Source organism: Hyphomicrobium sp. (assembly GCF_036262015.1).
Taxonomy (GTDB): Bacteria; Pseudomonadota; Alphaproteobacteria; order Rhizobiales; family Hyphomicrobiaceae; genus Hyphomicrobium_C.
The window spans coordinates 320468-335128 of record NZ_DATAJR010000008.1 but is presented as its reverse complement, the minus strand read 5'-3'; the positions used below and the strand labels follow the sequence as shown (position 1 = coordinate 335128).

The 14661-nt window shown below is 62.5% G+C and carries 13 protein-coding genes; 3 read left to right on the top strand and 10 right to left on the bottom strand.

Annotation, left to right across the window (positions count from 1 at the left end; translation table 11 throughout):
• Positions 1–3: 3 nt before the first annotated feature.
• The 4 genes from VHO05_RS10290 to rplS all read right to left on the bottom strand — a co-directional run bounded on the left by VHO05_RS10290 (position 4) and on the right by rplS (position 3372).
• A complete protein-coding gene (locus VHO05_RS10290) occupies positions 4–891 on the bottom strand; it encodes an alpha/beta hydrolase (protein WP_329646489.1) in 888 nt (295 codons plus the stop codon).
• Positions 892–919: 28 nt separating this feature from the next.
• Positions 920–1684 carry a RadC family protein gene (radC, locus tag VHO05_RS10285; protein ID WP_329646488.1) on the bottom strand — a complete coding sequence of 255 codons (765 nt, stop codon included), beginning with the start codon at positions 1682–1684 and terminating at the stop codon, positions 920–922.
• Between the two features lie 13 nt (positions 1685–1697).
• Positions 1698–2522, bottom strand: coding sequence for a type I methionyl aminopeptidase (gene map / locus VHO05_RS10280; RefSeq protein ID WP_329646487.1), 825 nt, complete (start codon positions 2520–2522; stop codon positions 1698–1700).
• A gap of 190 nt (positions 2523–2712) precedes the next feature.
• Positions 2713–3372: a 50S ribosomal protein L19 gene (rplS, locus tag VHO05_RS10275; RefSeq protein ID WP_329646486.1), complete on the bottom strand. Its 660-nt coding sequence runs from the start codon at positions 3370–3372 to the stop codon at positions 2713–2715.
• Between the two features lie 299 nt (positions 3373–3671).
• On the opposite strand from rplS, the gene VHO05_RS10270 reads away from it, so the two are divergent.
• On the top strand, positions 3672–4202 hold the full coding sequence (locus tag VHO05_RS10270; RefSeq protein WP_329646485.1) for an isoprenylcysteine carboxylmethyltransferase family protein: 531 nt from the start codon (positions 3672–3674) through the stop codon (positions 4200–4202).
• A gap of 3 nt (positions 4203–4205) precedes the next feature.
• On the top strand, positions 4206–5345 hold the full coding sequence (locus VHO05_RS10265) for an NAD(P)/FAD-dependent oxidoreductase (RefSeq protein ID WP_329646484.1): 1140 nt from the start codon (positions 4206–4208) through the stop codon (positions 5343–5345).
• Here the strand turns inward: VHO05_RS10265 and VHO05_RS10260 are convergent.
• From VHO05_RS10260 to VHO05_RS10250, 3 genes are all read right to left on the bottom strand, one after another.
• Positions 5316–6449 carry a type III polyketide synthase gene (locus VHO05_RS10260; RefSeq protein WP_329646483.1) on the bottom strand — a complete coding sequence of 378 codons (1134 nt, stop codon included), beginning with the start codon at positions 6447–6449 and terminating at the stop codon, positions 5316–5318. The genes VHO05_RS10265 and VHO05_RS10260 overlap by 30 nt on opposite strands.
• Positions 6450–6634: 185 nt before the next feature.
• Positions 6635–8233, bottom strand: a complete 1599-nt coding sequence (locus VHO05_RS10255) for a DHA2 family efflux MFS transporter permease subunit (protein WP_329646482.1) — start codon at positions 8231–8233, stop codon at positions 6635–6637.
• 21 nt (positions 8234–8254) lie between these two features.
• Complete coding sequence (locus VHO05_RS10250; protein WP_329646481.1) at positions 8255–9529, bottom strand: HlyD family secretion protein; 1275 nt, start codon at positions 9527–9529, stop codon at positions 8255–8257.
• Between the two features lie 121 nt (positions 9530–9650).
• On the opposite strand from VHO05_RS10250, the gene VHO05_RS10245 reads away from it, so the two are divergent.
• Entirely contained in the window at positions 9651–10331 is a 681-nt protein-coding gene (locus VHO05_RS10245) for a TetR/AcrR family transcriptional regulator (RefSeq protein WP_329646480.1), read from the top strand.
• Here the strand turns inward: VHO05_RS10245 and VHO05_RS10240 are convergent, their stop codons facing one another.
• The 3 genes from VHO05_RS10240 to trmD all read right to left on the bottom strand — a co-directional run bounded on the left by VHO05_RS10240 (position 10332) and on the right by trmD (position 14554).
• Positions 10332–12185 (bottom strand): monovalent cation:proton antiporter-2 (CPA2) family protein, encoded by a 1854-nt coding sequence (locus VHO05_RS10240; protein WP_329646479.1) that lies wholly within the window; start codon positions 12183–12185, stop codon positions 10332–10334.
• Between the two features lie 147 nt (positions 12186–12332).
• Complete coding sequence (locus VHO05_RS10235) at positions 12333–13676, bottom strand: globin-coupled sensor protein (protein WP_329646478.1); 1344 nt, start codon at positions 13674–13676, stop codon at positions 12333–12335.
• Between the two features lie 152 nt (positions 13677–13828).
• Positions 13829–14554, bottom strand: coding sequence for a tRNA (guanosine(37)-N1)-methyltransferase TrmD (gene trmD / locus VHO05_RS10230; RefSeq protein ID WP_329646477.1), 726 nt, complete (start codon positions 14552–14554; stop codon positions 13829–13831).
• Positions 14555–14661 lie beyond the last annotated feature (107 nt).

Genomic DNA, 14661 nt, shown 5'->3' with positions numbered 1-14661 from the left:
CTATCAACTGCTTGTTAGGTAGGAAATGGCCCCTCGGATCACCGGGGGTGCGAACAAAATATTCCGATGCCCTAAACCATCGACCGCCATCAGCTGCGCTTTGGGGCACTGCGCCGCAATTTCCTCGGCACTCTCGAAACCGACCTCGGTATCGTCGCGCGAGTGGATGACGAGCGCCGGACAACCGATGGTTTCCAATAGATTTCCCGCCGTGAAGTCCGCCACCGGACGATGGGCAATACGCTCGAGATGCCGCTCGTAGGCGCGCTGCGCGGCCTCGCCGAGCGCGAGCTCATCAGCGAATTCTTGGGTAATGGCTGCAAAGCGGTTGGGCGACGAGACGAGCACGTAGCGCTCGAACGGCACGGACGGCCCCAATGGCCTCCGTCCCTCGCCCGCCAGCAGTGCTGCCAAGCCACCCATCGAATGCGTGACGGCGAAGCGTACAGGGCCAATCGCATCGACCACCTGCTGCAGCGCATGCGCACAGTCGATCAGGCTCGCGCGTTCCTGCTCGCTCTTGCCATGACCTGGCTGATCGAACATCACCACACGAAATCCCGCGCGCCGCAGCTGTTCGGCAAAGACCGCCATGAACGATGCTTCGGAGGTCCAACCGTGCGCAATGAGCACACTGCCTCGCGTGTCACCTCCATCGGGTTCAAAGACGTAGCACTGCACGTCTCCCCGGGTCGTCGGCACCCGTACCCAGTCCGCATTCCGCAGATGGAACCGCGCCCGCTCAGCCAGTATCGTGTGGTCAGCGCTGCGCCGCGACGAAAGCTTGGGACGCAGAAACTGCCTGTAGGCAACATCACCCGCCAGCGCGGGCGGCAGGCTACCGACATTGAGCGTCCGGAATTTCGCCCTGCGATCGAGGAACGCGGTCATGCGACGGCCGTCCTCCTGGAATGAGCCTTCAGATCAAGCGGAGAGCGCGGAAGCTCGCGCATCCGTTGCGGCCCACGATGACATGATCGTGGACCCGCACACCGAGCGGTCGCCCCGCTTCGACAATGAGCCGCGTCATATCGATGTCCGCGCGCGATGGCGTCGGATCGCCTGAGGGATGATTGTGGACCAGAATGATGGCAGTTGAGGAAAGCTCCAGAGCCCGCTTCACGACCTCGCGCACATAGACCGGCGTGTGGTCGACAGTTCCCTGACCCTGCACCTCGTCGGCGATGAGATGGTTTTTCTTGTCCAGGAACAGGATACGAAACTGCTCGCGATGTTCGAATCCCTGAACGGCGCGCAGGTAGTCCAGAACCTGGTTCCAGGACGAAAGCAGCGGGCTCGATGCAATCTCACCTTTCATCAATCGCAGGGCCGCGGCCCGGATCAGCCGGATCTCGGTAACGACGGAATCTCCCACACCGCTGATCTCCTTGAGACGTGCGTCGGGCGCATTGAGCACCTGGGCAAACGACCCGAAGCGGGCCAGAAGGCGCTTGGCGAGATCCTTGGTGTCACGGCGGGGAATGGCGCGAAACAGCACAAGCTCGAGGAGCTCATAGTCCGGGAGAGCCTCGGCGCCAGCCTGTCGAAATCGGTCGCGGAGCCGCTGCCGGTGCCCGGAGTAGAGCGGTTGAGGTGCCTCGAGGAAGGAATGCTGAGCACCGGCATCGTCCGGCGACGCGACCGGACCACTGTCATTTGGGTCTCGCGCGCCAGGGTCCTGCATTCAGCCCATCCAATCAGCTTTTGCGGGACGGCCACTCGAGGCCAGCAGGCGAGTGCGTGAACACCTCGACGCCCGTCTCTGTCACGCCGACGGTGTGCTCGAACTGCGCCGAAAGCTCGCGATCGCGCGTGACGGCGGTCCATCCATCCGACAGCACTTTCACATGGGGCTTGCCGAGGTTGATCATCGGCTCGATCGTGAACAGCATTCCGGGCTGCATGACCGCACCTTCGCCGGCCTCGCCGTAGTGAAGAATGTTTGGGCGGTCATGAAACAGCTGCCCGAGGCCGTGGCCGCAGAAATCCTTGACGACACTGCAGCGCTCATTCTCGGCATAGGTCTGGATCGCAGCGCCGATGTGTCCGATCGTATTGCCGGGTTTGACCTGCGCGATGCCGCGGTGGAGGGCTTCGTACGTCACTTCGATGAGACGCTCGGCCCGGCGGCTGATGGCGCCAACAGCGAACATCCGGCTCGTGTCGCCGTGCCACCCGTCGACGATCAGCGTCACGTCGATGTTGACGATGTCGCCCTCGCGCAGTGGCTTGGGACCTGGAATGCCGTGGCACACGACGTGGTTCACGGACGTGCAGATGGATTTTGTAAAGCCGCGATAGTTGAGCGGCGCCGGGATCGCCCCATGGTCGAGCGCAAACTCGAGCACGCGATCATCCAGCTCTTCCGTCGTAACACCCGGCTCGACGAACGGCGAAATCATGTCGAGCGCAGCAGCCGCGAGCTGTCCCGCCTTGCGCATCGACGCAAAAGCTTCGGGACCGTGGAGCTTGATGGCACTCGTTTCGCGCACGGAGGCCCGGCTGACTTCGACGTTGGACATAGTTGCAGTCACCTTGCAGTGTCGAGCCCGCCAAAGTCGGCGTGCGGACCATCGGAATGTAGTGCAATTCGTCCGTTGTGCAACGCGCCCGCCACTGGGATGCGTCACTCCTGGCATAAAAACGGCGGCAGCCAACAAAGGCATGCCGCCGTTCATGTTGCATCAGGTTCGGGCGAGCCCGAACCGAAAATTACTTCGCCTCTTCGGCGGGAACCTCGGCAGCTGCTGCCTCGGCCACGAGCTTCTGGGCCTCACCGACCCAGTTGTCGCGCTCGATCTGGCCGTTGAGCTTGAGCGCCTCGTCGACGTTCGCGATGTCCTCGTCCGAGAAGTTCGCGATCTGCTCGAACCGGTAGCAGTTGAGCGTCTTCAGGCGGGCGCCAAGATCCGCCGTGATGCCCTTGATCTGCGTCAGATCCTCGGCCTCACCCTTCGGCTTCTTGAAGCCCTTCCAGGCGGCGTTCAGGCGGCGCGCACGTGCGTCCGTGCGCTCGAAGATGCGGGCGGCGCGGCCACGGCGGCCACGGAGATAGTAAAGCTTGGCGCGGCGGACCTTGCCGCGGCGTAGAACCTCGATCTCGGCGATGTACGGCGAGTAGACCGGGAACACGCGTTCCACGCCCTCGCCGTAGGAAATCTTGCGAACCGTGAAGCTCTCGTTGATGCCGCCACCGGAGCGGGCAATCACGACACCTTCATAAGCCTGCAGGCGGACCGACTGGCCCTTGCCTTCGCCTTCGATGACCTTAACCATCACTTTGACGGTGTCACCGGGAGAGAATTCCGGCATCGAACGGGTGCGGAGCACGGCATCCATCTGCTCGCGCTCGATCTCTTGAATGATGTTCATTTTCATTCCTTTTTGCTTATACATCAACGGCAGAGGAGCTGCGCCGCGGGTCTTGCCCGGCGAGCACGGCTCGTGCGACTCCTTGTGGAGCAACCCTCGATGGGGGAATTGTTGCGGCGGGCTATAGCCGAAATAGAGCCACCTGTCGAGGGGTTAGGGTTGCCACTGCGCCCGCGCCTCGTTGTCGTATACCTGCCACGGGCCCACTGCGAAAGTTACCACGTCTCCGCGTCGTCCCCGCCTCCGCCCGCGCCCTCGGATAAGCTGCATACGGATTCGCCGGGAGACGGGGCCTTCCCATGTTGTCCGACGCCATCGGCCTGCCGCAGCTGGCCGCGTTACTCGTGCTGCTGCAAAGAGGCGCCGAGGAGCTTTACTCGGCCCGGAATACGCGTGCGCTGCTCGCTGAGGGAGCGACAGAGGCCGGCGCCAGCTTCTATCCCGTCGTTGCCACGACCCACCTGGCCTGGATCGCGAGCCTGTTCTTCCTCATACCGGCCACCGCCACCATTTCGGTCACTCTGGCAGTGCTCTACCTCGCGCTTCAGGGCGTGCGTTATTGGGTGATCGGAACGCTTGGGCGCTACTGGACTCACCGCATCATCACGCTGCCTGGTGCGCCGATCGTCCGGCAGGGGCCCTACAAATTTATCCACCACCCGAACTACGCGGTGACCATCGCCGAGACGCTTCTACTTCCTGCCGTGTTCGGAGCCTGGGCACTCGGCCTTATCATGACCGCCGTCTGGTCGGCCGTCCTCGCCTACAAGATCCGGCTCGAAGACGAAGCGCTCGCCGCACGGCGGCTCGCCGCGCCGCCGGAGGCCTGAGGCATGGACGCCATCGCCGCCGGGGGAGGGCTGGCAGGCACGGCGTTCGCCATCGAGCTCGCCCGCGCGGGCGCCAAGATCACGCTCATCGAACGCACGGCCGGACCTCATCACAAAGTCTGTGGTGACTTCCTGAGCGGAGAAGCGCGGACCCTCCTCCGCCATCTCGGCATTGATCCGCTGGCACTCGGCGGCAACGTCATCAAAACCCTGAGCCTTGCCGACCGCGCCTCCGAAGCTCGCGCGCCCCTTCCCTTTGACGCCATCGGCCTGTCGCGCTTCCGCCTCGATGAGATGCTGCTCGCGGCTGCAACAAGCGCGGGCGTGACAGTACTGCGCGGAACGACCGTCGAAGGGATTGACGAGAGCGGTGGCAACGTCCTCGTTCGGACACCACACGGAACCTACGGTGCGCGGGTCGCGGCCCTCGCCAGCGGCAAGCACAACATCCGCGGTATCTCGCGCGCACCCGGTTCGATGGTCGGCCTAAAAATGCATCTTGAACCGACCCGAACCACGAAAGATGCACTCGAAGCGCTTGTGCGCTTGATGGCATTCCCAGGCGGATACGTCGGAGCCTGTCTCGTCGAGAACGACACCCTTTCGATCGCCTGGAACATCGAAAATGCCAGCCTCACCGCCATAGGACGGACTTGGAACCATCAGCGCGATTACATCGCGCGCGCATCGCCTCCGTTCGCATCCATCGTCCACGAGGCAAAGCCGCTCTGGGAAAAGCCTGTCGCGGTCTCGGGACTTCCTTACGGCTTTCTGCGAACCGAGCCGATTTCAGCCAGGATTTATCCCATCGGCGACCAGTTGGCTGTAATTCCTTCATTCGCAGGCGACGGCACGTCACTCGCCCTGGCCTCCGGCATCGCGGCCGCACGAGCTGTCCTGTCGGGCGAAAACGCAGACACGTTTCAACGACGGCTCATTGCCGGATATCGCGGACAGTTCCGCATCGTCGGCACACTCGACCGCGTGATCGCGAATCCGATCATGCGCCGCGCCGCAATCGCACTCGCGGGCTTTGCTCCTCAGCTCGTGACCAGGATCGCGGGTGCGACACGCATGAGCGGCTACTGCGATCTCGCCGAGCGCGCACACACGCTAGAGATCGAGCGCAGCAAAGTAGGCTGAGAACCCCGGTCCGAAAGCGGCCAGCAGATGCCGCCCCTTCACACCAGACTGGATCGCCCGCTCGAGCACGAACAGCGCCGTCGCTGACGACATATTGCCGAAGTCGCGCAACACGTCCCAGGAATGAATGATCTGCGCGCGCCCAATACCGAGCACCTCCTCGGCAGTCTCCAGCACTTTGCGCCCGCCCGGATGGATCAAGAACCCCTTGAAGTCCTCCAGCATCATGCCGTTGCGATCGAGAAACGCCCGCAGCGCCGGCCCGAGGTTGTCGCGCATGAGTGCCGGAAGCTCGGGACTGAGCACGACGCCAAACCCGTCGCCCTTGATATCCCACCCCATGATATGCCGCGTCTTCGGCCACAAATGCTCGCCGAAGGTCAGAATACGCGCCTTCGCATTGGCTTCATCGCCGGCGGCTGCGCCGGGTTCCGCCGTTCTAAGCACGACACCCGCCGCTCCATCACCAAACAGGGCCGCCGACACGAACATCGCCATGCTGGGATCATTCGGACGCGCGCAAAGACTGCAAAGATCGACCGTCATGAACAGCACATTCGCGCCGGGCCGCCCCTGTGCCATGCGCGCCGCCCGTGCGAGCCCCGCTACTCCACCGCCGCAGCCGAGCCCGAAGATCGGCATCCGCTCCGCGTGACTTGCGAAGTCGAGCCGGTTCATAAGCAGTGCATCGAGACTGGGGATGGCAAGACCGGTGATCGTATTGGTCACGATCGCATCGATATCGCTGAGCTTGAGATCTGCGCCTTCGGTTGCGTTTACCGCGATCCGTTCCAGAAGATCGAGGGCGTGCTTTTGGAAAACCTCCGTCCGCTCCTCCCAGGTGTGCGGGGTCTGATACCAATCGACCGGCATGCAGTTGTACCGATAGTCGATACCGGTGTTCGCAAACAAAGCTTCCAACCGCGCGAACTGCGGAAACACCGAACGAGCGCCCTGAAGGGCATCTTCCTGGCGAAGTTTGATCGGTGGGTTGGCTGTGGCGATCGAAAGGATCTCGACAGCGCGCCCTGGATCGTGCGCGGAGCTCTTGAGCCCAAGGCTGTCGCGGACGCGTGGCGCATCCTGCGTAGCGAGCGTCTGCATGAATAGATCTCCAGTACCAGAGATAATCGCAGCCGTCGTCATCTCGCTGTTCCCTGGGGAACAGCGCCTTCTCCGCGCGAGAGGCAGCACCCCACGACCCCGCCGTGCGTTGCATCCCTCAACAGATCAGGAAGACATGGTGGAGCTTGGGCAGGCAGCCGTCAAATGGCAGATGAGGCGGGTGATTAATGACCCGCTGCGGGCACGCCGTCCGTAGGCTTTTTCATGAACATCGCCAGAAGGGCCATACCGGCAAACAGGGCGGTCAAGACGATGAACACATCCGCAAACGAAAGCACGGCCGCCTGACGCCGGACCAGAAGGGCAAGCTGTTTCATCGCAGCGAGGTCGCCGTCGGGAATTTGAGCGGAAAGCTGCTGCGAGAGACCCAACAGCGTATCCTCGGCCACATCCCGTCCCCACCGTACGCTTTCATGCAGGCGTTGGAGATGCAGATCGAGACGGTTGTTCAGCACCGTATTGATGACGGCGAGGCCGACTGCACCGCCAAGATTACGCATCAGATTGTAGAGTCCGGACGCATTCTTGAGCTGTTCCGGCGGAAGCGTACCCAGCGACAAATTGTTGATCGGCACCATGCACAGCATGAGGGACACGCCGCGCAAGATCTGCGGCAAGAGGAGCTCGTTGAAATCCCAATCGACCGTAATGCCGGACGCGATGTAGGTGCCGAGCGCAAACCCGAGAAATCCGATCATCATCATAACGCGCGGATCGAGCATCTGCGAGAGCCGGCCTGCGAGCGGCGCGGCAAGGAACATCGCCACGCCGGTCACGAACATCGTCTCGCCGATCATCAGCGCGTCGTAGCCGCGCACCTGTGAGAGATACACGGGATAGAGATAGGTCAGGCCGTAGAGGCCGATACCCATGATGAAGCTGAAGGTCGAACCGAAAGCGAAGTTGCGATCTCTGAAGGCGCGCAGCTCCACGATCGGCTGCACAGCGGTGAAGGCGCGCCAGAAGAAGATGAGCCCGCCGAGGACGCAAAGAATTGCGAACGTGAAAATGGTTGAATCGTCGAACCAGTCGTAGCGCGGGCCTTCTTCCAGCACATACTCCATCGATCCGAGGAAGAGCGCCATCGCGCCGAAGCCGATGAAATCGAAGCGGCGGAAGAGGCTGTGGTCCGGCTCGTCGAAATCGACGAGCAGGAACACCGCGATCGCAACAATGATACCCGGCCCAACGTTCACCAGGAACAGCCAGTGCCACGAGAACGTGTTGCTGAGATAGCCGCCAACCGTCGGCCCAATCGTGGGCGCCAGTGTGGCCACAAGGCCGATCATCGGCGAGACGATGTTGCGCTTGGATGCCGGAAAGAGCGAGAACGCGACAGCGAACACGCTCGGGATCATACCGCCGCCGATAAAACCCTGTATCGCGCGATAGAGGATCATTTGGTCGATGGTCGTCGCAGTCGCGCAAAGCGCACTGGCAGCCGTGAAGCCAATCGCGGCCGATGTGAAAAGAACACGCGTAGACAGCGCGCGCGCAAGCAGACCCGAGAGTGGGATCATCACCACTTCGGCGATCAGGTAGGACGTCTGAACCCAGGGAATTTCATCGGCGCTGGCCGAGAGACCGGCCTGGATTTCAGACAGAGACGCCGAGACGATCTGGATATCCAGGATCGCCATGAACATGCCGAACACCATGGCCAGGAAGCCCGCGAGCTGACGCGGGGTGACGCCAATCCACTCGAGCTTCCTGGCCTCCTGCGGTGACGGCTGAACGCCGTCGAATGTGATGTCCTGGGCCATGTTGGCGGCTCCGGCGCGCTGTTACTGAGCACGCTCCGCGGTTTGCTGTGCGCGATCCTTTGGCGCCGTGCGCGTGTCGATATCGACGACGACGGACAAACCCGGACGCAACCGGCCGTGCGCTTCAGAAGTCGGCACGGCGATCCGCACTGGAACGCGTTGGACGATCTTCGTGAAGTTACCGGTGGCGTTTTCCGGCGGCAGCAACGAGAATCGCGAACCCGAAGCCGGTGCGATGCTTTCGACGACACCCTTGAGCGGCGGGCCGTCCAACGCGTCGACGCTGAGCTCCGCTGTATCACCGGCTTTGATGCCGGGAAGCTGCGTCTCCTTCACGTTCGCATCGACGTAGACCTTGTCGAGGGGAACGATCGCGAGGAGGCGCTTGCCGGGCGTGACGTAGTCGCCCACCTGGACGCCGCGGTTACCCACCACACCATCGAACGGCGCGCGGATCACCGTGAACGAGAGATCGCGCTCAGCCTTGGCAACGCTGACTTCCAGCTCCTTGGCCACCTGCTCGGCCTGTTCGCGCTGCGACTTGAGAAGCGCAATGTTGGCACCCGCCGTCTGAATTGCGGCCTCGCCGGCCTTGGCCTGCGCGCGAGCGGTGTCACGCGCGGCGATGGCGGCATCGAGCGTCGCCTTCGACGTGAAATCCCGATCGGCAAGCGGCTTCGTGCGTTCGTAGTCGGCTTCGGTCTTGGCGACGTTGGCCTTTGTTGCCTCGAGCTGCGCGCGCATCTGCGTTTCCGTCGCTTCCGCCGCGCGGATCTGCGCACCGAAGGTCCGGATGGCCGCGCGCTGCGTCGCGAGCTTTGAATTGGCTTGGTCGAGAGCGAGTTGATAGTCGCCGCTGTCGAGCCTGACGAGAACGTCGCCTTCCTTGACCGCCTGGTTCTCGACGATCGGCACTTCGGCGACGTTCGCGGCCACCTTAGGCGACATGATCGCCATGTCGGCGCCGACGTACGCGTCGTCGGTCGAAACGATGAAGCGGCCAACGGTGATGTAATGGTACCCGTACCAAAGTCCCGCGGAGAGCAGGACGGCACCCAGCGCGCCGAGCAGAAGCTTCTTCCTCGACTTGGGTGCAGGAGGAGCGCCCTGGGCCGCAGACTTCACGTTCGGCGCCTCGGCGGAACGTCCCTCTGGCCCAGCCGGCTGCGGAACTCGGCCTTCCGGGCTCTCCGCAGGTCCGTGCGCAACCAGTGTCGCGACCGAGGACGGCACCTCGGCATCGCGCAAGCGATGCAGCTTGGGATAGTCTTTGCGGATGGCGTCGGGACCAGACATGGCGATCGTCCTGAGAAACAACCAAACAAAACCGTACGGTTTAGTTCGCCTTGACATAGACCCTGGATATGCCAATATCAAGTGCAAACTGAACCGTTCGGTTCGATCCAGGCGAAATGTAATGAAGATGAACACGCTCGCAAAAGGGGATGTGTCCGTAGCCCAGCCGGAAACGCGTCGCGGCGGCCGTCCGCCAGCCGGGACCGACCCTCAGAAGCGCCAGCAGATCTTGGAGGGGGGCGGGCGGGTCTTCTCGACCCTCGGGTTCGACGCCGCGAGCATGAGCGACGTGGCACGAGAGGCCCGGGTCTCGAAGGCCACCCTCTACGTCTACTTCCAGGACAAAGAGCACCTCTTCGCCGCCATCTGCGCCGAGCGGCGCGACCGCAACATCGCCGAGCTGATTGCAGTCCTGGATACCTCGGCACCTTTGGAACAATCGCTCTTCGCGTTCGGCTCGCAAATGCTGAGCCGGGTCTCGCAGCCCTACGTCGTCGCCGCCAGCCGCATTGTCATCGGCGTGGCTGAACGCATGCCCGAAGTCGGCAGCGAGTTCTTTGAGGCAGGGGCCATCCGGCTGGCCAACGCGCTCGCCGGATTCCTCGAGCACCACGCAGCAAGAGGGGAGCTGAGCCTCGACGACAGCTTCCTGGCCGCCGCGCAATTTCTCGAGCTTGCGCAAGCGACCGTGTTCCGTCCGCGCCTCTACGGCGTAACCAAGGAACCGGCCACCGAAGAAGAAATCAGAAAGGTCGTTGGGTCCGCAGTGCGCGTATTCCTTGCGGGATACAGGCGAACCTAGTTAGCGCGTCTCTTCTTTGCGCTTGGTTTGTTCATCCATCACTTCAGCGGTCGAAGGGCTAAGCGGCTTAGCTTTGGTTCTGGGCGGCGTGAACGGCGTCGGCTCGGGCGTCGTCATGTTGCCGCGCAGGAGCTGACGCCCTGCCGTGAACCCGCCAACGAGCTGCAGAGCCAAGCGCTCCTCGTCGCGCTTGCGCACATCGCGTGCCGTATCGTCTGCTTCCGCTGGAGAAAAGCCGAGCCCCACCAGCACCGCCCTGCCGAACGCCAGCGCGGATTCGAACGTTTCGCGGATCTGGTAGTCGACGCGCGCCTCGATGAGCCTCAGCGTGTGGCCGCGATCGAACGAGCGAACATAGAGCTTCGCCACCGGAAACTCTGACTTCACGAGCTGCACGATCTTGTCGGCCGCTTCCGGATTGTTGACGCAGACGAGGATCGCCTCGGCGGTTTCGGCTCCGGACGCGCGCAGCACGTCCAGCCGCGTGCCGTCGCCATAGTAGACCTTGAACCCGAAATTGCCGGCGGCGCGGATCATGTCGACATCGATCTCGATCAACGACACATCGACGTCGCGCGCCAGCAGCGGCTGACTGACAAGCTGCCCAAACCGGCCGAACCCGATGATGAGCACGCGGTTCTTCAGACCATCCGGCACATCGACGCCATCCAGGGAGACTTTTTCCGAGGGGAGATAGCGATCGAACAGCAGCACGACGAGCGGCGTCAGCGCCATCGACAAGATCACGATGGCGCTCATGACAGCCGCCGAACGGGCATCAAACACGCCGGCACTGAGGGCAGCCGCATAGAGGACGAAGGCGAATTCGCCGCCCTGCGCAAACAGCGCCGCACGCAAGAGCGCCTCGCGCCGGCTCGCCCCGAACAAGAGCGCAATGACGAAGATGCCGGCCGCCTTGGTCGCCATGAAAGCGAGCACACCAACAACGATAACTACCCATTCGCGGGCCACCAGCGCCAGATCGAGCGACATGCCGACGCTGAGGAAGAAAAGGCCGAGCAGCAGACCCTTGAACGGATCGATGTCCGCTTCGAGCTGGTTGCGGAATGTCGACTCCGAGAGCAGCACGCCGGCCAGGAAAGCGCCCATCGCCATGGAGAGACCACCCCACTGCATGAAGAGCGCCGCGCCGAGCACGACCATCAGCGAAGCCGCCAGCATGATCTCGCGCCCGCCTAGCGTGGCGACCAACCCAAACAGCGGATTGAGCAGCCACCGGCCAGCGGCAACGACGGCCGCAATTGCCGCGAGTGCAATTCCGACATTGACCCAAATCGCCTGGCCCGACGCTTCGACGTGCCCACCGCCGAAGGCCGCAAGCAAAGCAACGAGCGCCAGCAACGGCACGATGAACAAATCCTCGAGCAGCAGGATCGAGACTGCGCGCTGCCCAGCGGGAGTAGCCGTCTCACCGCGCTCATCGAGCATCTTCATGATGACAGCCGTCGAGGAGAGAACGAAGCCCATCGCCCCAACCACCGCCACCGGAACCGAGAGCCCGCCGAGGTAGACGCCGACTGCTGAGAGCAGCGCACCGCAAGTCAGAACCTGCACGAGGCCCAGCCCGAAGATGTCGCGCCGCAACGCCCACAACTTCGCGGGCCGCATCTCGAGCCCGATGATGAACAGGAACATCACGACCCCGAGCTCCGCCACATGCAGGATTGCTACGGGGTCAGTTACGAGACCGAAGCCGAACGGGCCGACGATCAGACCGACCGTGAGGTACCCCAGCACCGAGCCCAGCCCGAGCTTGCGGAAAAGCGGCACGGCGACGACGCTGGCAGTGAGAAGAGCTACTGTTTGGCTCAGGTCGACGGATTCGGCAGCCATGGTCGCGTTCATCTCCTGGAGAACCTCGGAGCAACGCGAAAGCTATACGCGATCTAGTTGCATCTCCTCGTTAAATCGATTGGATGCAATTGCGCAAGCGCAGAACGGTCGACGCCAAGTCGCGGGGGCCTACGAGGCGCGTCGGACTTAGGCCGCGTTGGCCTTGTTCGCAAAACCGGCCGCCACCTCACGAAGACGCTCCGCCTTGCCAGCAATGTCCTTGGCCGACACCGCCACCTGACTGGCGGCAGATTTCGTCGAAGCCGCAGCGTCCGTCAAACCGGTCGTGTTGGACGCAACCTCCACGGTCCCCTGCGCGGCTTCCTGCACGTTGCGAGCGATGCCAGCCGTCGCCGTACCCTGCTCCTCGACGGCCGAAGCGATCGTGGTGGTGACGGTGCTCATCTCCGAAATCACCTCGGAAATGGCATTGATCGACAGGACCGCCTCCGAGGTTGCCGACTGAATGGCACCGATCTGCGCGCCGATTTCAGCCGTGGCCTTTCCGGTCTGCGAAGCCAGCGACTTCACTTCTTGCGCCACCACGGCAAAACCCTTGCCGGCCTCCCCGGCCCGCGCAGCCTCTATGGTCGCATTGAGCGCAAGCAGGTTTGTCTGGCGCGCGATGCTGCTGATGAGTTCGACGATCGTGCCGATCTGCTTTGCAGCTTCCGACAGATGCCGAACCTTGGTCGACGTTTCAGCGACGGTCCGAACGGCCTTGCCGGCCATATCGGTGGAGGTTGAAACCTGCCGGCCGATCTCTTGCACGGACGCAGAAAGCTGATCTGCCGCAGCCGCAACCGCCCGCACATTGACCGACGCCTGCTCCGCCGCGGCGGCAACCATCGTTGTCCGATCGGTTGAAGCCGTCGCTGTCGTCGTGAGCTGATCCGCGGCACCTTCGAGCAGGTGCGTCGTGTCGACGACCGTTCCCGCCATGTCCATGACCGATGACGCCAGCGTGGTGAGGTCACGCTGTCCAGCATCGATATAGACGCTGATGGCGTAGTCCATGTCGAGGAGAGCAACCCGGCCGATTGCAATCTGCAGCTCAGTCCGCATGTCGTCGCTACTCGCCGGGCCACGCCCAAATCGACCTTTGGCCGGCGATGCGAATTTCTCGGCAATAACCGTATGAAGTCCCGAAATCAGAGCGTTGTAGCCACCGATGTACCAGGACGGGTCGAGACCAATACGATAATGCGTTTCACCAATCCTGCGGATGGACGTCTCATAGGTCTCGTCGAAACGGCCATCCATGATCGTCGACCAGTGCCGCAGCTGCGCAGCCTTTGCCGCATTCATGTGGTCACGCGACCCAAAGAAGGCGCGGGTCTCAGCGAAGCGTTCGAGATGATCGTAAAAGGCGTCGAGAACAGCAGGCAACTCGCCGACAATGAAGTCCTTGTGCTGACGGAGAAGCTCGGAGGTTCTTTCGGATATTTGATTGTATGCCAAACGCGCCTTAAGCGTGCCTTGCCCCGCCATTGCCTGCCCCGAAATGAAGATTCATTGGGGTGAACTTAGGGGCCTAACCGTTAATCAGAGATTTAGGATCGACCAATTTTCGATCATTCGGCAAAGGCCGCAAACAGATCATTGCTCGAGGCTAAACGGGAGGCCGAGACCGAAGACAGCGATCAACCGTCCGACTTTGATCTCAGCAGGTCCGGTCGCCGTTCCCGTGTGATGCGCTCCGATTGCCCACGCCGCCACTCGGCGATTTTCTTGTGATCACCCGACATCAGCACATCCGGCGTGGATCGCCCCTCCCACTCCCGCGGCTTTGTGTACTGCGGATACTCGAGCAGCCCGCCCTCGAAGCTTTCGTGAGCGAGACTCTCTTCCGCACCGAGCACGCCGGGGATCAGACGAACACAAGCGTCGAGCAGAGTCATGGCCGCGAGCTCGCCGCCGGAGAGAACATAGTCCCCGATCGAGACCTCGGTGATACCGCGCGCTTCGATCACCCGCTCGTCGATCCCCTCGAAGCGTCCGGCGAGCAGCATGACACCTGGTCCTTGGGACAAAGCGCGCGCCTTGTCCTGCGTGAAAGGCGCTCCGCGCGGTGACATGTAGAGAAGAGGCAAATCCGGGTTTTGAGACCGCGCTTCATCGATCGCAGCAGCCAGCACATCCGCTCGCATCACCATGCCGGCACCTCCACCAGCAGGCGTATCGTCCACCGCCCGATGGCGTCCGATCCCGAAGTCGCGGATCTGATGCAGGGCCAGCGACCACAGCTCCGCCTGGAGCGCCTGCCCGACGAGGGAAAAACCAAGCGGCCCTGGAAACATTTCGGGAAAGAGCGTGAGAACCGATGCGCGCCATGATGGGCGGCCGGCCGCGTTTGGAATGTGAGCCATGAGAAGACGATCTTTGGAAATTGGTCAGGCGTGAATGTAGCGGGCCGTCCTGACCCGGCGTACTCCAATCGCACGGAGTAATGAACAATAAATGCGAAAGCGCCGCC